Below are 18320 nucleotides of genomic sequence, written 5' to 3'. Positions count from 1 at the left end.
GGTTCTTTAGATAGGAACTATTTTTAATCTTATTTATTGGGTGGTAGGTTTGAAAAATTCGATTGCTATAATCGGAGGTGGCTTTTTTGGGCTTTATATAGCTAGGCATATGGCTCTTCGCGGTTATCAAGTTGATCTTTTTGAAAAAGAAAAAGAAGCGATGATGAGATCTTCTTATGTAAATCAAGCTAGAATTCACAACGGATATCACTATCCGAGAAGTATATTGACAGCATCGAGATCGCATGAATCATTTGCAAGATTCTGTGAAGAATTTGATCAGTGTGTAGTTAACCAATTTGACAAATATTATGCAATAGGCAGTAAATCAGGAAAGGTTACGGCAAATCAGTTTTCCAAATTCTGTGAAAGAGTTGATATTAGGTGTGATCAAGCATCTAAAAAAATCAGGGATCTGTTTAACCCTCAGCTTGTCGAAGAAGTTTTTAGCGTTGACGAATATGCCTTCGACTTTTTATTGTTGCGGAAGCAAATGATGGAAAAATTGCAAGGTCTAGATGTTGATATAAACTACGAAATACTAGTGGAAGAGATAATCCAATCTAACGAAAATACATTGAAAATTAGGTTGTCACCTGCATCCAATTGTCATAGCAAAGTTTATGAGCATGTATTTAACTGTACATATGCGTCGATAAATCATGTAAATGTTGAATCTGGAATCAAACCTATTGCTCTAATTCATGAGCTTACGGAAATGGCGCTAGTCGATCCGCCAGAAATAATTAAAAACCTTGGTATCACATTGATGTGCGGCCCATTCTTTTCATGTATGCCTTTTCCTTCGACACCATATCATAGTACAACTCATGTGAGATATACACCTAGGTTGGAGTATGATAATTACGATAAAATAAGAGAGCTAAATTCGAGAAGTCAACTTGATAGTTTGTCATCAAGTGCGTGGCCATATATATCTAATGATGTATGTAGATACTTGCCTATTATGAAAGAGGCGGTATATAAAAAATCTATTTGGGAACTTAAAACCATTCTCCCATCTAGTTCAAATGATGATTCAAGGCCTATTTTATTTAAGGCCAACTATGACGGTGTTAAAGGGTATCACTGTATTATGGGGGGGAAAATAGACAATGTTTTCGACGCTGTAGATTGTATTGATAGAGAAGTTTTAGGTAAATAAAAATGAAGAAACAACAGCTAGTTAGTGTTATTTGCGATATGACTGATTTAGACGAAAATACAACGAGAAAATTATCAATTCTATCGAAACACCTAGTAGATGATTATTATTCAAGTGAGATTATAATATTATCAAATGGATTAAATGAAGGTGATTATACTGCATTAAAAGAAGCATCTAGTTCCTTACCCTCATTAAGACTATTAAGAATGAATAGTAAAGTTAGCCCTGACACCGCGATTGTTGCTGGCCTTGAAAATGCTATTGGAGATTATGTCGTATTACTAGATATTGATTCGGATCCGATATCTGTAATTAATGATATAGTCTCAAAAAATATACAGATTAATGGAGTTGTTGTTGGGACATCTGAACCTAGAAGTAGTTTGATAACATATGCTACCAAGTTAACTGGGAAGAGTATACCTGAAGGTGACACAAAGCTCCGTTGTTTATCCAGACATGCAATTAATATGTTGTTAAAGAGTGGCTCATATCACCATAATGTATTATATCGTTTGAATAAGCTTGGTCTATCTACTTATATCTATCAGTATAAACAAGGTTCAAAGAAATATAAGCACTTGTATGATTTGAAATATTTTTTAAGAAATGTCATTTTTGGAGATTCTCAAATAATTCGTAATTTTTACTTGTTTGGGGCGATTTTATCTACGATAGTTTCAATTTTCACAATTACTTTTTCCAGTTCATCGTTAGCCCCACTATATGGAATCGCTATACTTCTGTTTTTATCCATCGGTGGACTTAGTGAATTGGTCTTGCGTCTAATTGATTTACTCACAGAAAAAGATGGCTATATAATCGTAGAAGAGATGTCTACGCCTTTAGCTAGTGATGATAAGAGGTTAAATGTAGTCGATGAGTAATATTGAGAGTATTCCGTGTGTTATAGTTGCTGAGGCATCGGTATTGAATACTGCTAGACTCGCTGTTGAAGGCTTGCTTATCAATAGTAATGTGAGTCGCGTTGATATAGTGGTACCAGACCATCAATACTTAATGTTTTATAATATGGCAAGCGATCTAAATTTTGAAAATGTTAATATAATCAAAGAAACGAATATTATTCCACAGCCTGATATAGAGAAAATAAAAATAGGCCTTGCACATAAAGTGAATAGGTTTGGGTGGTATCTACAACAGTTTCTTAAGTGGCAATATGGCCTTTGTATCAGTGAGAGAAGTTATCTGATATGGGATGCTGACACTGTTTTAATAAAGCCAATGGAATTTGATTCGGATATTTACCAGTTTAATATGGCAAAAGAGAATCACACTCCTTATTTTGATACAATAAAAAAACTTTTGAGCATTGATAAGCAGGTGGACAAGTCCTTTATTTCTCAATATATGTTGATGAAAGTAAGTGATTTAGAAGTACTAATTGAACGAGTCAATGAAAAAGACCTGGGTTGGTATCATACTGTTATTAGTAAATTGAATTTAATTGATAATAGTGAGTTTAGTGAGTATGAAACCTATGGGAATTATATATTAAGCTCGAAAAGCAATGTAAATCTTAATAATGATTTATGGTTTAGGTATGGAAGTGAAATTATAAATATCAATGATAAAACTAGTATCTGTAAGTTAGAAGAAGTGTTCCCACAGTATTATTATATAGCCTTTGAAAGGCATGATAAGAGGCTGTCTAAAACAATTCTAGCCCATGCTCTCCACAAAATGGGAATTATCCTTAACTTTTTTAATTTAGGCACTAAGAAATAGGAATAGCTAAGTTGCTTTCAAGGAAAATTAAGATATTTATCTGCATGTCATTCTTTCTGATTATATCCATTTTTTTTTCATATATATTTCAAATGGAGATAGGGATTTATGATTCTACATTATTGGAACAAAGTGAATATATTATAGATGCATATTATTATATGCAAATGGGAAAGTATATAGTTGCGAATGGATTAGAGATTGGTGATATTTTTCTGATGTCTCCAAATTTAAGCACAATTGGTGTGGTATCATTTTCGTCTGCATTTTATTGGGTTTTTGGTAATTTTTATGTTTATAACGTGGTTATATTTTTTGTCTATTTATTTTTTCTGAATAGAATTTCAAATCAAGTCAAAGAGATTAATGTATCCTATATATCATTAGTATTCTTACCTCTTCTCCCATATTTGTTCATAATTTCGAAAGAGGCTGTGATGCTTCTTTCAATAATGTGCCTATTCCTAAGTAGCATATCTGAAAAAACACTAGGTAAAATAATATATTTGTTATCTTTTATTGTTTTTGTTCTTCTATCTAGGCCTGAGTTTTTGATGATAGCCTTACTTTCCTTTGTTACCTATAAGTTATTTTTGGAGAAAGGCAGATATTTGTTATTAGTTCTTGTTATTTTCGGTGTATACATATCACCTGTTTATGATTTTGTTGTAGCTACATCTATCAGTTTCCAAAACTCAGCGTTAACACTTACAGAAGCTAAATGTAATTATAGTATATTTGATGTATGTATAAGGAATACCAGCTTCGATTTAGTTACATATATTGTCCGTATCGCACTTTTTCTAATGATTCCATTAAAGTGGGTGATTGATCTATTATCGTATTTAATAAATGAAGAAATATATGATTATTATGCGTTGATAATAAAGGGATGTTATTTTATTGGTGGTATAACATTTCCTTTTATATTGTATAGAGTTTTGAATAAGTATAAATATTATTCAAGTGAATCAAAAATTCTTATTTTCTTGTCGGTGATATATATTGTAATTTACTCTGCATTGTTGTTTTTTCAAGGCTCTCGGCAGTTTGCGGTGTTCTTAATGATGCTATGTTTAATTATGGCGTTCCCTATAAAAATTCATAAAGTAGGTAATGATAAATGATTTTCTCTCTTCTTAATACCAGGTTTTTCCCTTGTCCAAGGACTCATAAATATCATTTTGATAAATTTTCTTCTGGGTTTGTTAACAATGGATACACTTACTTAGAGGTTAATGATTTAGAATCTATTCTTCTGCTAGGTGAAGATGATATTCTTTATATATCAAATCACTTTAGTTGTGATTTTACTCATAGATTATTTAAGAGACAATTACAGGATAAATTATATTATTATCTAAGTCGTAGTGTGTGTAAACTGGTTTTTTGGAATTTCCATACAACATTCGATACTTCAGTTTGGCAAGAATTTAGCTATCGCTCCGTTCATCTAGGTGAAGATATGGATAAAGAGTACCTTAAAACTGAGGATGCTCTAGTAAAATTTCAAAGTCAGTATGATATATACCGACTTAAATACAGTTCTAATCATGAAATTAAGCCAAGTTACACACAAAAACGGGATTTTGATTTTCAATTTGTAGGTAGTAATTACAAATCTGAATGGACAAAGCACTGTGACAAAAAATATAATAGCTTTGTCCGAATAACTCCACCAGTTATAAATGAAGTTGAAAGAATAAATTCATATCGGAAGTCAGAAATAAATTTGGTATTTCATAGTGAAGCTAATATTAAGAAAGGAATTATTGTAGAGAGATTTGCAGAAGCTATATCTTTAGGTGGTATAATTTTCCATGACCACCCTAAAATTAACCAATTATTCCCAAATGTAGATAGTTTTTTCTATATCAAATCTATAGGAGATATAGACAAAAATTACAAACATATTACTGGTATGCAAGTTGATGAAATTACCGCATTGAGAAAAGCATCCAGAGAGTGTTGGGAAATATCTAATCTTTCATACCAAAAGCAAGCAAGTTCGATTTTAAAAAAATTGGGAGCATTAAGTGAATAGAGCATTAGTAGGCTTTACAGGTTTTGTCGGCAGTAATTTGGTCAAGCAGGCGAGTTATTCTAGCTTAGCAAACTCAAAAAATATATCAGATTTATATGGAAAATCATTTGATGAGTTGGTAATTGCTGCTGGTGATGCAAGGAAATGGTTTGCAAATCAAAATCCTGAGCACTATAAGTCCCACCTTGATTCATTGTTTAATGATCTAACAAAAATTAGAGCCAAGAAAGTCGTATTGTTTAGCACGGTTGATGTATATGATGAGCAGGCTTCAAGTGATGAGGATGTACAGTGTGTATCCCATGAGCCTTATGGCAAATATAGGTTTTATTTGGAGGAAAAAATATCGGCCCACTTTGAAAATGTGATTGTTATTAGGTTACCAGGTCTATTTGGACAAGGCCTTAAAAAGAATATTATTTACGACTTGATCGTCGGTAAAGATATATCTGGATTTAATCCTAATAGTAAGTTCCAGTGGTTTTGTTTAGATAACCTAACTGATATATTAGAATATGTAGCTAAGAAAAATATCAAGGTTTTGAATGTTGCTGTTGAGCCAATATCAGTTAAAGAGTTGTTTACCTATTTAAATGTTAATACCGATGAACTCGACATCAATGCAAAAAAAATAGTTTATGATATTGGAACTAGGTATGCTCGAGAGTTCTCCAATACTAATAATTACTTATATTCCAAAAATAAAACACTGTCATTGATCGGTAAATTTTATAAAGAAGAAACACAATGAAAATTGGATACTCTACACTAGTAGATTCGAAATTATCGATTGCAGAACAAGGTTCGCTTTTATCGGTATCTGACTGTATCGATTGGGCTCCAACAGTTACAAACCCTAAGTGGGATTTGTTAGACGATCGAGGACAAGCAACTCTAGCTATTTCTAAGCCAATAAGCGCTTTACAGTCCCTTTTTTTTGGTGTTGAAGATGTCGCTTTTTTAGGTAGTGAACAGCAGTTTAACAATATGTTATGTCATTTTGAGAGGCTAATCGTTATCGCAAAAGTATATAATGTTAAGTACATTCTTTGGGGTTCTCCGGGAACTCGAATTTTTGTGGAGAGTCTCACAGAAAGTACAGTTGATGACCGATTCAGAAAAATTCTAGCCCTATTTGAAAACACTAATATTAAATTAATGGTAGAAGCAGTTTCGAGTCGGTTTGGCTGTGAGTTTATAAACACAACAGCGCAGCTTTTGAAGTTTAATAAACGTATGGCTCATGATAATTTGGGGTTGCATTTGGATACTGGACAAATGTTAGATGAAGGTCTAGATGTAATTGAAGTGTTATCTCAATGTAAGGAGGAATTGGAGCATTTACATCTATCTACTCCAGATTTCTCTTATCAAAAGGGATATCTCGATTTTTTTTCCAATGTTGTAAACGAACTGGAAAGAGATTCGAAAGTTGACATTGTGTTTGAAGTTCAAAAAATAGATGAATGCGATATTTTTAAATTGGTAGAAGATATATCTACGGTAAAAGGTTTATGCTAGGTGCTATTACTAATAGAAATCTGTTAATTTTAAGCTCATTGATAACATCAGGTGTAAATTTTCTAATTTTTGTTATAGGACCTACATTTTATGGATTTCAAGAGCTTAGTGTCTTTGTTAGAAATAACTATGTTGGTGGTATTTATTTATTTAGTGTCGCAAGTTCAATATCTATTGTTTCATCTGTGCTTTTATCAAGAAAAAACATAGCAGCTTTGACTTTATATATTAAGTCATGCGTTCTGATTTTTGCTGTGTTTTTTTTGTTTTTGGTCTACTTTAATTTTGATCGTTCTTTTGTAAACTCTATTATTTGTTTATTATCAGCATTAATATTACATATACTTGGTTTCTATGTGGCATCTTTGATTTACAAAGAGTCAATAGCTGTTTGTTTTTGCTTACAGATATCTCAGCCATTATTATTTTTTTCTGGTATTCTATTATTTTCTCCACATGTTGATTGGGCAAAAATTTATTTTGCATCTACATTACTAACACTTATTCTATTCAGTATTAAATTAGATTTTGGTTGGATAAAAAAACGATTTACAAATAATAAAGAAACGATGACTTTTACCGAATTGGCGATGATAATTATTTCTAGTATGTCATTTTCACTATTTTTTCAATTTGAACAGATTTTTGTTGGTGAGTTTACATCAATAGATCTAGGACATTTTGTTTCAATTCAAAGGCTTTATACATCAGTATCTGTAGCTCTGTTCGGAACAATGTTAACTTACCTTTATAAAAATAGAGTTGGTGATTCTGATAAAGAACTGCCTAGGATTTTTGGTTTAATACATTACCCTTTGTTAAGTGTATTCGCTGTGACTGCGTTAATGATAGGGATGAACTTATTAGCTTTGTCTGACTATACATTAAATCAAGTAATCTTAGTTTCTTCCGTATCTTACTTGTTCGGGCTATCGATGTTTATTTCATTTTTTATGAGTATCGATCATCCATTATTGAATATTGGTATTATGCTTTCATCTAGTTTAATTTATGGTTTGATTGCTTCAGTATCAAAAATTAGTACAATACAAGACGTATGTATTATGACTACAATATTTTTTGGCGTCTACTTAGCAGGTTATACATTGATTAGAGAATTTTTTAATAAGGGCAAGGCTATAACTAATGAACGTAATTAATATTCGAGGTGGTTTGGGAAACCAAATTCTTCAATTGTCGTTGATGTTAAACAAAGAAAAAAAATTCATTGTTAATACGAATGAATACAACTTAAATAAATGTCTTTCTGAATTTGATATTTTGACTTGCAATAACTATTTTCTCTCAAAGCTTGGTCTTGCTGCGCGATTTTTTAAGAGTACAATTTATGGTGTTCGTAGTGATTTAGATCTGGGTTTTTTGGTTGATGGGTATTTTCAGGCGAATATAGATGATGATGTAATACCTGACCCATTTTCATCGTACCTTTATAATCATCTTTTAACATACCGTGAACAACAAGAAAAATTTGATTTAGTTATTCACTTCAGAGGTGGTGATTACTTAGATCCTGTCAACGCTAAAATTTTTGAAAATATTAGAATTGAATATTATTTGAATGCTATTTCAGAACTTTGTTCACAAGAAAATATTTCTCTGCAAGAACTTAAAATAGCAATAATCACTAATGATATCTCTTTAGCAAAAGATATATTTTCGAGTTACTTGCCTAAAGATACCGAAATAATGATGAATAGTGAGCTTGGTGACTTTTCATATCTTGAGAATGCTCGATTTGCTATTATTCCTAATAGTACATTTTCTTTGACAGCCAGACTTATTGCACAGAAAAACGATATTAGTAAAGTTACTTATTACCCTAGTCGTTGGTTTACTAATAGTAGTAAGATGATTGGGCCAAAAATTAAGTCTTTTCACATGGTTAACGTAGATTAACCACATGCTAGTAAGGTGTTAGAACTTGAAATATGTTAATGGGTTAGTTTCCATAATTATGCCAGCATATAATGCAGAGAAGTATATATCTGAGAGTATCGATTCTGTTATTGCACAAACTTATACAAATTGGGAGCTCGTTGTCGTAAATGATAATTCTACGGATACTACGTTTTCTATTTTGGAAAATTATTCAGAACAGGAACCAAGGATGGTTGTTGAATCTAATACTTCCGGAATGCATGGTGCAGCAAATGCTAGAAACGTAGCCTTGAAGCTAGCAAAAGGAGAGTATATTGCTTTTTTAGACAGCGATGATGCATGGGAGAAAGACAAGCTATTACTGCAAGTTAATACAATGAAAGAGAAAGGCTATAGTGCTAGTCATTCATCTTATACTAGAATCGATGAAGTTGGTGATACTTTATCTTCGGTTAGTTGTATGCCTCTTGTGAAATATAAAGATCAACTTAAAGGAAATAGAATACCAAACCTAACAGGAATTTATAAGCGTAGTTCAATTGGTTTGTTTCTCCAAAATAATATAGGTCACGAAGATTATGATATGTGGCTGGATGTTTTGGGAAAAGTTGACTCCGTCGGTATACAAAAAAATTTAGCTAAATATCGAGTTTCTTGTGGTTCATTGTCTTCTAATAAATTTAGAGCAGCTATTTGGCATTACAAGATACTTAGTCGTAGAGCGGATGTTAAGGTTCCGCTCCGATTTTATTATTTTATATTCTATATTGTAAATGCCACACTAAAAAGAATTTAAAATTTTGGTTTGGCGATCTTGTGTATTTATTATACTTAAATTCGCTACGCATTGAGATAAAGAAGAGGTAACTCGTGTTTTTTTCTCTAAAAATTATCGTGTGTTAGTTTTGAAAGATTTATAAAGGCGCTAACCAATCGTGCCTTAATATAGTTTATTCTATATGTATTAAAGATATTCTTATATTTTTATGACTCATCAAAACTATAGACTAGGGACTGACTGATTGCTCTTTGAGGTAAGATCTTAAAAAGAGCCTATTATTTCAAGTGAAAAGCAAACGACCAAATGGAGAACTGTCGAAGTTCATTAAATTTTCATATTATAGTCAGTGTTTTTCCCTGGGTATCGATCGCTCTCAATTTTGTTAAGTTAAAGGCTCTAATATAAATTAAATTTTATAGTAAACCCTCTTATATACGCATAAGCTATTGGGAAGTGATTCTTAAACTAGAGCGGGTAATTGTAGCTAAGGTGTTATTTAACTATATGTATGAAATCCATATAAATAGTATATAGGGGAATAGTTGTATTAATGAAACACTGACATAGTAGACGTTCTTTTGTCTGGCGAAACCGCCTTTTAAAAGGCGGATGTTTTCTGAATATATTACTTTTAGCGTCCCATTCCAAAAACAACGGTCTTAACGGTTAAGAATAGAATCTTCAATTCCATACGCCAGTTCTGGTGCTTAATGTAGTAAATATCAAATTTATGCTTCCATACCGCATCTTCAACAGAGGCACCGTACGCGTATTTTACTTGAGCTAAACCTGTTACTCCGGGTTTTACAGCATGGCGAAAACGGTAGTATGGAATCTCTTTTTCTAGATCTTCAATAAACACCTCACGTTCAGGACGTGGGCCTACCATCGACATCTCACCTTTATAGACGTTGATTAACTGTGGCAGTTCATCAATACGTGTCTTGCGAATAAAGTTACCTACTTTGGTGACTCGAGCATCATTCTTAGTTGCCCACTGAGCACCATTCTTTTCTGCGTCGTTACGCATTGAGCGGAATTTGATAACTTCAAACTCTTGGTTGTATTGGCCAGTTCGTCGTTGTTTAAAAAAGACAGGGCCTGGTGATTCAAGTTTGATTAATGCAGCAGTCAAAAGCCCGATAGGGATGGCAACCAAACCGATCATGAAAACGAACAGTAGGTCTATAAAACGCTTTTCGTTGACATTTCTTTTATTTGAAAGGATTGAAAAGGCTTTTTGATGCAGAAAGTACCCGCTATGAAGCAGTTCCGTTTCTGTATAGCCAAGAGTTCGATCAAAGTAGCTCACTAGTGGTTCAACCCACGCACCAAGTTCTGTAGCACCAATTAAAAATGTACGGTGCTCTTCATCAAGCTCCACACTTTTAAAGTGACATAAAGTTTCACCTTTAAAGTCCCTGATGGTGTAGTTATTGATATCGTATTTAATGTCATGTCGAGCTAAAACAGAATGAAGAATATCTAAACATGATTCAGGCGCGTATATGTGAAGTGTCGATTTACTTTCCGATGCTAAGGTTTGTAGAGCCTGATGGTTTGGCTCTGTTTTAAGGGGGGGCTCGGAAAATTCTGATGGGTGAGTCTGTTTTAGAGCAACTGAGTTTTTCATTATAAGTTTGCTTTATAATTATTTAAGAGATATTTGGCCAAAGTTGTATACATATCAATAGCGACTTTGCATTTGCGTGCATCTTACGTTAAAAGTGCTCTAATGTACATGCTGTTGATTATGATGTACTCAGTTATTTCAACCAGTTTTATATAAAATGATTATTAAGCCTTAAACACAAAATGACATTTTTTTTCATATCCGATCCTCCTACCTGCGCCCTTTCTTGATCTTCCGCTACAGTTTTGACTGTAAACTGTAGTAAAATTACGCTAATTTGTTTTTATACCGATTTATTTTGAATTGAACGAGGTCAGTCCTATGTCAGCTAAGAAGCCAATGGCTCTAGTGATCCTTGACGGTTACGGTTACCGTGAAGACAACCAAGACAACGCTATCGCGAACGCTAATACACCTGTATTAGACGGTCTTATTGCTAACCAACCTAACACGCTAATCTCGGCTTCTGGCTTAGATGTAGGCCTACCTGATGGCCAAATGGGTAACTCTGAAGTGGGTCACACCAACATTGGTGCGGGTCGCGTGGTATACCAAGATTTAACGCGTATTACTAAATCAATCGCAGACGGCGAATTCGGTCAAACTGAAGCGCTAGTGAATGCTGTTGATAAAGCGGTTAAAGCAGACAAAGCCGTTCACATCATGGGCCTTATGTCTCCAGGTGGCGTTCACTCTCATGAAGATCACATCTACGCAGCCGTTGAAATGGCAGCAGAGCGTGGCGCAGAGAAAATCTACCTACACGCATTCCTAGACGGTCGTGATACACCGCCACGTAGCGCAGAAAACACATTGGCTCGTTTCCAAGAGTTGTTCGCTAAACTGGGTAAAGGCCGTGTGGCTTCGCTTATTGGCCGCTACTACGCAATGGACCGTGATAACAACTGGGATCGCGTTCAAGAATCTTACGACCTGCTTACTCAAGCGAAAGGTGAATTCACGTTTGATACAGCGGTTGCTGGCCTAGAAGCGGCTTACGCTCGTGACGAAAACGATGAGTTCGTGAAAGCGACTGAAATCAAAGCGGAAGGCGAAGAGTCTGCAGCTATCGTTGATGGCGATGCGGTTATCTTCATGAACTACCGTGCCGACCGTGCTCGTGAAATCACACGTGCATTCGTGCCTAACTTCGACGGTTTTGAGCGTAACGTATTCCCAGCGATCGATTTCGTGATGCTGACTCAATACGCTGCAGACATCCCACTGCTTTGTGCATTCCCACCGGCTTCTCTAGAGAACACCTACGGCGAATGGCTATCGAAAGAAGGCAAAACGCAGCTACGTATCTCTGAAACAGAGAAATACGCGCACGTGACGTTCTTCTTCAACGGCGGTAAAGAAGACGAGTTTGAAGGCGAAGAGCGTCAACTTGTTGCTTCTCCAAAAGTAGCGACTTACGACCTACAGCCAGAAATGAGCGCGCCAGAGCTAACTGAAAAGCTTGTTGCTGCAATCAAAGGCGGAAAATACGACGCTATCGTTTGTAACTTCCCTAACTGTGACATGGTTGGCCACACTGGCGTTTACGATGCAGCGGTTAAAGCCGTAGAGTCGCTAGACGAATGTCTTGGCCAAGTGGTTGAAGCAATCAAAGAAGCCGATGGCCAACTGCTTATCACTGCAGACCACGGTAACGCGGAAATGATGGTAAACCCAGAAACGGGCGGCATCCACACGGCGCACACTAACCTACCAGTGCCACTTATCTACGTAGGCAGCAAAGACGTTGAGTTCAAAGAAGGCGGTAAACTGTCTGACCTTGCACCAACGATGCTTTCTCTGTCTGGTATCGCAATCCCGGCTGAAATGTCAGGTGACGTGATCGTTAAGTAGTCAGTAGTTAAATAGTTGTTTGGCTCAGCGGTTCACGTTGAGCTTTAATGATTTCGAAAGCCCGCACTTCAAAGTGCGGGCTTTTTTATAGATGCGAGTAAACGGGATTCGAAGAGCTTAAAGGGCCAGTATTGGGTTAGAAAAACATGCAGGGTATACAAGTAGGGGATAGCAGAAGGGCACGACCTTAAACAGAAGAGGAAAAGAACGGCCTTGATGAATATCGAAAGAGTGACATTGCTTGAATGATTAGGTAGCTTAAGGCTCATACTATACTTGTCTTTTACCTTATCTTTAGGCTGTTTATATGAACTCAAACCCAGACCGTTGGAAGCAACGACTGCAAAACTTAATGAAAGCACAGCAAAGGCTTGAGAGAGCGTGCTCACAAGATAGCTACAATGAGTTAGAGCTAGCCGGGTTAGTACAAACCTTTGAATTTTCTTTTGAGCTTACATGGAAGACTCTTAAAGACTTACTTGAGTTTGAAGGGTTTGATGTGGCTTCGCCGAGGAGCGTTTTTCGTACAGCCTTAGAAGCTAAGCACCTATCTTCGGAGCAGTGTGAGATCATGCTTGAAGCACTAATAAAACGAAATTTATTGTCTCACACCTATGATGAGGAAAATGTCCTTGAAGCTCAGTCACTGATCTTGGAGTCATTTTCACCAGTGATAGGACAAGTCACACTCTATTTAAAAGTTAAATGTGATCAAGAGAGTAAATGTGATCAAGAGGGTCAATGCGAACAAGAGGTTAAATGTGATCGATAGTTATTTGGTTAGCCCAGGCTCTGTCGGCCTTAAGCCTCATCAATATCAGCTGATTGAGGATGTTGTTTTGAACCATGCTTCAGTCATTCATGCCTGGGTGTTTGGTTCTAGAGCCCTTGGAACTTATAAAGATAACTCTGACATCGATATTGTTATCGAGGGGGACGGTATTTCGTTAAGTGTCGTCGCAGGCTTGCAAGATCGTTTAGAACAATCGTCACTTCCATTCAAGGTTGATTTGCTCGTTAAGCATAGAATTACATCAAGTGAGTTACTTGCCCATATTGACACTTATGGGATTAAACTAAAGTAACCGAACGTATTATTATCAGCGTAACGGTGATGTTGATTCTTGAACCGATTGTTTACGTTTTGCCAGTTTATCTCGAATCTGAGAGCCGGAGTTTACTCGGCCATGTTTTTTATCATCAATAGAAAACGATAATAGTTTCATTAGCGCTATAGCTCCATCTCTACGCTTTCGATCTTCATAAGATTCAATCGTATCAGTGGACATTACCATCACCTCTTTGTATGAAATTTTAAATATAGACTATATGTTGTCTGGTGATAATGGCGCTTCTTGATGGTGAAACTATATATTATCGACCTAGCGAGATAAGGCTTATTGCGTTTTATCTACAACCGAACGCTCAAAATCCAACAACCATTCTTTGCGGCTCATGCCGCCGGTGTAGCCCGTTAATGTACCGTTCGCCCCAATCACTCGATGGCAGGGGACAACAATGCTAAACGGGTTTTTACCGTTTGCACCACCCACCGCTCTTACGGCTTTTGGGTTGTCCATTCTTTTTGCTTGCTCGCCATAACTGATGGTTTCACCATAAGGGATACTGGTCAATGCGACCCATGCCTTGCGTTGAAAATCAGTACCTTTGGGGTCTAAAGGTAAATCAAAGCTGGTGCGTTGGCCTGCAAAGTATTCGTCCAGTTGGCGAGCGGTTTCAAGGCATAACGGGTCGGGGTTTTCTGTCAGCTCTAGTTCGGTATTGATATGGTCAATTTCAATAATCGCACCGCCATTGCTTCTGATGACCATTTTGCCAATCGGTGCGTCATAAAGCATTTTGCAAGTGGTGTCTTCCATGTCATGTTCCTTCTTCTAGTTTCTAGTCTTTTATCTGCTGTTACTTTAAAGCCTTTCGTATTTCGCCTTTCGCATTTCAGTTATTGGCATTCCGCATTGGCTTTAACCCTTACACGAAGCGCAAAGCAATACCCTGAAATACCGCCGACAATATTCCCTAAAGCCAAACCAACAAACATCCCTTCGACACCATCGATTTGGCTGCCTATCCACGCAAAGGGCAAGGTAAACACAAACAAGCGCATGAAGCTCCACTGGAAGGCTTTAAGTGGCTGATGCATCGCGTTCATGCCGCTGATCAACATCATCACAATGCCTTGGAATCCATAGCTAAAGGGCACGACTAACAGGTAATGCCATAATATGCCTCGCACCGATTCTTCTTGAGAGAACAGGGCGGCCAAAGGAATGCTCAGTGGCACCATCATCAAGAAGACCAACCCTTGGAACATCACAGCAAAACGCATGCTTAAAAACAGAGCCTTGAAGCTGCGTTGAGGGTTGTTTGCACCAAAGTTCTGCGCCATGAAAGGCGTAAGAGCCGAAGTAAGAGACATCAACACAATGATAAGAATGGACTCGATACGCTGCGCTGCGCCATACGCCGCCACGGCTTCAGTCCCTTGCTGGGCCAACATCATCATGATGATAGCGCCGGCAAGTGGGTTCAGAGCGTTAGACAAAGCCGCTGGGGTGCCTATTTTTAGGATTTGTCGCCAGTCACTGACGATGTTTGTCAGCTTAGGCGGCGCAAGCAGTTTTTCTCGCACCATCAATACGTAGAGTGAGCCACACAAAGCACCAAACCAACTGAAACCACTGGCAATCGCAGCGCCTTGAATCCCCAGTTCAGGAAAAGGCCCATACCCGAAGATGAGTAGCGGGTCTAAAACGCCATTGATAAGCCCAGCGAGTAGCATGATCTTGGCGGGTGTTTTTGTATCACCTGTCGCTCGAATCGCGCTGTTGCCTGCCATGGGGATGACCAACAATGGGATCGCGAGATACCACACCGACATGTATTCCGATATCAGCGGCAGTAACTCTTGCTTTGCCCCTAACAGGGTAAACAGTGGTTCTAAGGAGAGAATACCTAGAGTAGAAGCACAGCCGACAAGAAGCAGAGCCAACAATAAGCCATGACAGGTAAAGCGTGCTGCATTTTGTGCACAGCCTTGGCCAAGCAATCGCCCAATACATGTCGATAAGCCGATGCCGATTCCCATGGTGATGCAGTTGATGGCAAAGGTGACTGGAAAGGTAAAACTCACCGCTGCTAAGGCTTGAGTACCAAGCAACGAGATAAAGAAAGTATCGACGAGGTTAAACATCAAGATCGCTACCATACCGAATATGGTCGGTATGGTCATGGTACGCAATGTACTCTCAATAGGGGCCGTTAAAAGCCCGTGCTTATCTTGCATGTAAAACGCCGATTGAAACCAAAACCGTAGGATAAACAGATGCGGGATACGAGTAAACGAAAAGCAGGGAAAGATGAGGGGTGAGAATCTGCACTTTAGCTCACAATTTTTTATTTCCCCCCTTGGGATCTTTCACATTGCCCCAACATACTGATTAACCCATGCCAATTGTGGCAACTATCATATTAAATGGAAATTATCAGGAGATACGACCGATGAATATCCGTCCTCTACACGACCGAGTTATCGTTGAGCGCCAAGAAGTTGAATCTAAATCTGCTGGTGGCATCGTTCTAACTGGTTCTGCCGCTGAAAAATCAACGCGCGGTACTATTCTAGCTGTTGGCAAAGGCCGCATTCTAGAAAATGGTTCAGTACAACCATTGGACGTTAAAGTTGGCGATACTGTTATCTTTTCTGAAGGCTACGGCACGAAAACTGAAAAGATCGACGGCAAAGAAGTTCTGATCATGTCTGAAAACGACATCATGGCGATCGTTGAGTAATCCGACCCATAAAACTGAACTGACTGAATAAAGAATTTTAAAGGAAATTAAGATGGCTGCTAAAGACGTTAAATTTGGTAACGACGCACGTATTAAAATGCTAGAAGGTGTAAACGTTCTGGCTGACGCAGTAAAAGTAACGCTAGGTCCTAAAGGCCGTAACGTTGTTCTAGACAAATCATTTGGCGCACCAACAATCACTAAAGATGGTGTTTCAGTTGCACGTGAAATCGAACTTGAAGACAAGTTCCAAAACATGGGCGCACAAATGGTTAAAGAAGTGGCTTCGCAAGCGAATGACGCGGCGGGCGACGGAACAACAACAGCAACAGTATTGGCTCAGTCTATTATCGCTGAAGGCCTAAAAGCGGTTGCTGCTGGCATGAACCCAATGGATCTTAAGCGCGGCATCGACAAAGCGGTTATCGCGGCTGTTGAAGAGCTGAAGAACCTATCTGTTCCTTGTTCAGACACGAAAGCTATCGCTCAAGTAGGTACTATCTCTGCGAACTCTGATTCGACAGTAGGTAACATCATTGCTGAAGCGATGGAAAAAGTAGGTCGTGATGGCGTTATCACAGTTGAAGAAGGTCAGGCTCTACAAGACGAGCTAGACGTAGTTGAAGGTATGCAGTTCGACCGCGGTTACCTATCTCCTTACTTCATCAACAACCAAGAAGCGGGTTCTGTTGATCTAGAAAGCCCATTCATTCTTCTTATCGACAAGAAAGTATCGAACATCCGTGAACTTCTTCCGACTCTAGAAGCGGTTGCTAAGGCATCTCGTCCACTTCTTATCATCGCTGAAGATGTAGAAGGCGAAGCGCTAGCAACTCTTGTTGTGAACAACATGCGTGGCATCGTTAAAGTGGCGGCGGTTAAAGCACCTGGTTTCGGTGACCGTCGTAAATCTATGCTTCAAGATATCGCTATCCTAACGGGCGGCACGGTTATCTCTGAAGAGATCGGCCTAGACCTTGAAAAAGTAACGCTAGAAGACCTAGGTCAAGCTAAGCGTATTACTATCACTAAAGAAAACTCAACCATCATTGATGGTGCGGGTGATGAAGTGATGATCAAAGGTCGCGTTTCTCAAATTCGTCAACAAATCGAAGACGCAACGTCAGACTACGACAAAGAAAAACTTCAAGAGCGCGTAGCTAAGCTAGCTGGCGGTGTTGCTGTAATCAAAGTGGGCGCAGCAACTGAAGTTGAGATGAAAGAGAAGAAAGACCGCGTAGAAGATGCACTTCACGCAACTCGCGCTGCTGTTGAAGAAGGTGTGGTTGCTGGTGGTGGTGTTGCACTTATCCGCGCTGCATCTAAAGTTGTTGGCCTTGAAGGCGACAACGAAGAGCAAAACGTAGGTATCCGCGTTGCACTACGTGCAATGGAAGCACCTATCCGTCAAATCACTAAGAATGCGGGTGAAGAAGACTCAGTGGTTGCTAACAACGTTCGTGCTGGCGAAGGTAACTACGGCTACAACGCAGCAACAGGCGTTTACGGTGACATGATTGAGATGGGTATTCTAGATCCAACTAAGGTAACGCGTTCTGCACTTCAGTTCGCGGCATCCGTTGCTGGTCTTATGATCACAACAGAAGCGATGATCACAGACAAACCACAAGATTCAGGCCCTGCAATGCCTGATATGGGTGGCATGGGCGGTATGGGTGGCATGGGCGGCATGATGTAATCATCCCTCTGACTTAATCCTATAAAGTCTGAAAAGCCCCGTAAATTTAGTGTTTACGGGGCTTTTTTAGTTTTTACTGCCTAAGACATTCAACAAATAAGACATCCAACAGAAATTCACAACTTCTACGTATGGCTCTGAAATCGTGGGAGAAAAAAGCCT

18 protein-coding genes are annotated in these 18320 nt (G+C 38.0%); 15 read left to right on the top strand and 3 right to left on the bottom strand.

From position 1 onward, the window contains the following. Nucleotides 1-49 precede the first annotated feature (49 nt). The 10 genes from BCU75_RS03405 to BCU75_RS03360 are packed head-to-tail and all read left to right on the top strand — an operon-like array spanning nucleotide 50 to nucleotide 9177. Nucleotides 50-1165 (top strand): FAD-dependent oxidoreductase, encoded by a 1116-nt coding sequence (locus tag BCU75_RS03405; protein ID WP_102473022.1) that lies wholly within the window; start codon nucleotides 50-52, stop codon nucleotides 1163-1165. 2 nt (nucleotides 1166-1167) lie between these two features. Beyond that, complete coding sequence (locus BCU75_RS03400) at nucleotides 1168-2055, top strand: glycosyltransferase (RefSeq protein WP_102472925.1); 888 nt, start codon at nucleotides 1168-1170, stop codon at nucleotides 2053-2055. Then, entirely contained in the window at nucleotides 2048-2917 is an 870-nt protein-coding gene (locus tag BCU75_RS03395) for a DUF6492 family protein (protein WP_102472924.1), read from the top strand. Before BCU75_RS03400 ends, BCU75_RS03395 begins: the two co-directional genes overlap by 8 nt. A gap of 44 nt (nucleotides 2918-2961) precedes the next feature. Then, nucleotides 2962-4044, top strand: a complete 1083-nt coding sequence (locus BCU75_RS03390; RefSeq protein ID WP_102472923.1) for a hypothetical protein — start codon at nucleotides 2962-2964, stop codon at nucleotides 4042-4044. Further along, nucleotides 4041-4961, top strand: coding sequence for a hypothetical protein (locus tag BCU75_RS03385; protein WP_102472922.1), 921 nt, complete (start codon nucleotides 4041-4043; stop codon nucleotides 4959-4961). The genes BCU75_RS03390 and BCU75_RS03385 overlap by 4 nt, the downstream gene beginning before the upstream one ends. Beyond that, nucleotides 4954-5712 (top strand): NAD(P)-dependent oxidoreductase, encoded by a 759-nt coding sequence (locus BCU75_RS03380; protein WP_102472921.1) that lies wholly within the window; start codon nucleotides 4954-4956, stop codon nucleotides 5710-5712. The genes BCU75_RS03385 and BCU75_RS03380 overlap by 8 nt, the downstream gene beginning before the upstream one ends. Further along, a complete protein-coding gene (locus tag BCU75_RS03375) occupies nucleotides 5709-6482 on the top strand; it encodes a sugar phosphate isomerase/epimerase family protein (RefSeq protein ID WP_102472920.1) in 774 nt (257 codons plus the stop codon). The genes BCU75_RS03380 and BCU75_RS03375 overlap by 4 nt, the downstream gene beginning before the upstream one ends. After that, a complete protein-coding gene (locus tag BCU75_RS03370; RefSeq protein WP_102472919.1) occupies nucleotides 6476-7642 on the top strand; it encodes a hypothetical protein in 1167 nt (388 codons plus the stop codon). The genes BCU75_RS03375 and BCU75_RS03370 overlap by 7 nt, the downstream gene beginning before the upstream one ends. Further along, the gene (locus BCU75_RS03365; RefSeq protein WP_102472918.1) at nucleotides 7629-8399 is read left to right on the top strand and encodes a hypothetical protein; all 771 of its coding nucleotides are present in this window, start codon (nucleotides 7629-7631) and stop codon (nucleotides 8397-8399) included. Before BCU75_RS03370 ends, BCU75_RS03365 begins: the two co-directional genes overlap by 14 nt. Before the next feature lie 25 nt (nucleotides 8400-8424). Beyond that, nucleotides 8425-9177 carry a glycosyltransferase family 2 protein gene (locus tag BCU75_RS03360; RefSeq protein WP_102472917.1) on the top strand — a complete coding sequence of 251 codons (753 nt, stop codon included), beginning with the start codon at nucleotides 8425-8427 and terminating at the stop codon, nucleotides 9175-9177. Between the two features lie 616 nt (nucleotides 9178-9793). Here the strand turns inward: BCU75_RS03360 and BCU75_RS03355 are convergent. Further along, complete coding sequence (locus tag BCU75_RS03355) at nucleotides 9794-10795, bottom strand: sugar transferase (protein ID WP_102472916.1); 1002 nt, start codon at nucleotides 10793-10795, stop codon at nucleotides 9794-9796. Between the two features lie 321 nt (nucleotides 10796-11116). On the opposite strand from BCU75_RS03355, the gene gpmM reads away from it, so the two are divergent. The 3 genes from gpmM (at nucleotide 11117) to BCU75_RS03340 (ending at nucleotide 13734) form a co-directional block, all read left to right on the top strand. Then, on the top strand, nucleotides 11117-12649 hold the full coding sequence (gene gpmM / locus BCU75_RS03350; protein WP_102472915.1) for a 2,3-bisphosphoglycerate-independent phosphoglycerate mutase: 1533 nt from the start codon (nucleotides 11117-11119) through the stop codon (nucleotides 12647-12649). Nucleotides 12650-12956: 307 nt separating this feature from the next. After that, nucleotides 12957-13421, top strand: a complete 465-nt coding sequence (locus BCU75_RS03345) for an HI0074 family nucleotidyltransferase substrate-binding subunit (RefSeq protein ID WP_016792663.1) — start codon at nucleotides 12957-12959, stop codon at nucleotides 13419-13421. Then, the gene (locus BCU75_RS03340) at nucleotides 13411-13734 is read left to right on the top strand and encodes a nucleotidyltransferase family protein (protein ID WP_016792662.1); all 324 of its coding nucleotides are present in this window, start codon (nucleotides 13411-13413) and stop codon (nucleotides 13732-13734) included. The genes BCU75_RS03345 and BCU75_RS03340 overlap by 11 nt, the downstream gene beginning before the upstream one ends. A 312-nt stretch (nucleotides 13735-14046) precedes the next feature. On the opposite strand, the gene BCU75_RS03330 is transcribed toward BCU75_RS03340, so the two are convergent. Further along, nucleotides 14047-14529 carry a methylated-DNA--[protein]-cysteine S-methyltransferase gene (locus BCU75_RS03330; protein ID WP_102472914.1) on the bottom strand — a complete coding sequence of 161 codons (483 nt, stop codon included), beginning with the start codon at nucleotides 14527-14529 and terminating at the stop codon, nucleotides 14047-14049. A gap of 80 nt (nucleotides 14530-14609) precedes the next feature. Continuing rightward, on the bottom strand, nucleotides 14610-15953 hold the full coding sequence (locus BCU75_RS03325; RefSeq protein WP_102472913.1) for an MATE family efflux transporter: 1344 nt from the start codon (nucleotides 15951-15953) through the stop codon (nucleotides 14610-14612). A 215-nt stretch (nucleotides 15954-16168) separates the two neighbouring features. On the opposite strand from BCU75_RS03325, the gene BCU75_RS03320 reads away from it, so the two are divergent. Beyond that, the gene (locus BCU75_RS03320) at nucleotides 16169-16459 is read left to right on the top strand and encodes a co-chaperone GroES (RefSeq protein WP_004733324.1); all 291 of its coding nucleotides are present in this window, start codon (nucleotides 16169-16171) and stop codon (nucleotides 16457-16459) included. Between the two features lie 52 nt (nucleotides 16460-16511). Next, a complete protein-coding gene (groL, locus tag BCU75_RS03315; RefSeq protein WP_076678278.1) occupies nucleotides 16512-18158 on the top strand; it encodes a chaperonin GroEL in 1647 nt (548 codons plus the stop codon). The last annotated feature ends 162 nt before the right edge of the window (nucleotides 18159-18320 follow it).

The organism is Vibrio splendidus, from assembly GCF_002873455.1.
GTDB classification, from domain to species: domain Bacteria; phylum Pseudomonadota; class Gammaproteobacteria; order Enterobacterales; family Vibrionaceae; genus Vibrio; species Vibrio splendidus_J.
Note: the sequence above shows the minus strand (reverse complement) of the source record. Positions and strands in the feature narration are given on the sequence as shown.

Excerpts from the sequence above, each read along its gene's own strand:
- BCU75_RS03325 (WP_102472913.1), bottom strand. The coding sequence starts at position 15,953 with ATGCAAGATAAGCACGGGCTTTTAACGGCCCCTATTGAGAGTACATTG.
- BCU75_RS03370 (WP_102472919.1), top strand. The coding sequence starts at position 6,476 with ATGCTAGGTGCTATTACTAATAGAAATCTGTTAATTTTAAGCTCATTG.
- groL (WP_076678278.1), top strand. The coding sequence starts at position 16,512 with ATGGCTGCTAAAGACGTTAAATTTGGTAACGACGCACGTATTAAAATG.
- BCU75_RS03345 (WP_016792663.1), top strand. The coding sequence starts at position 12,957 with ATGAACTCAAACCCAGACCGTTGGAAGCAACGACTGCAAAACTTAATG.
- BCU75_RS03320 (WP_004733324.1), top strand. The coding sequence starts at position 16,169 with ATGAATATCCGTCCTCTACACGACCGAGTTATCGTTGAGCGCCAAGAA.
- BCU75_RS03385 (WP_102472922.1), top strand. The coding sequence starts at position 4,041 with ATGATTTTCTCTCTTCTTAATACCAGGTTTTTCCCTTGTCCAAGGACT.
- BCU75_RS03330 (WP_102472914.1), bottom strand. The coding sequence starts at position 14,529 with ATGGAAGACACCACTTGCAAAATGCTTTATGACGCACCGATTGGCAAA.
- BCU75_RS03390 (WP_102472923.1), top strand. The coding sequence starts at position 2,962 with ATGTCATTCTTTCTGATTATATCCATTTTTTTTTCATATATATTTCAA.
- BCU75_RS03375 (WP_102472920.1), top strand. The coding sequence starts at position 5,709 with ATGAAAATTGGATACTCTACACTAGTAGATTCGAAATTATCGATTGCA.
- BCU75_RS03355 (WP_102472916.1), bottom strand. The coding sequence starts at position 10,795 with ATGAAAAACTCAGTTGCTCTAAAACAGACTCACCCATCAGAATTTTCC.
- BCU75_RS03365 (WP_102472918.1), top strand. The coding sequence starts at position 7,629 with ATGAACGTAATTAATATTCGAGGTGGTTTGGGAAACCAAATTCTTCAA.
- gpmM (WP_102472915.1), top strand. The coding sequence starts at position 11,117 with ATGTCAGCTAAGAAGCCAATGGCTCTAGTGATCCTTGACGGTTACGGT.
- BCU75_RS03400 (WP_102472925.1), top strand. The coding sequence starts at position 1,168 with ATGAAGAAACAACAGCTAGTTAGTGTTATTTGCGATATGACTGATTTA.
- BCU75_RS03395 (WP_102472924.1), top strand. The coding sequence starts at position 2,048 with ATGAGTAATATTGAGAGTATTCCGTGTGTTATAGTTGCTGAGGCATCG.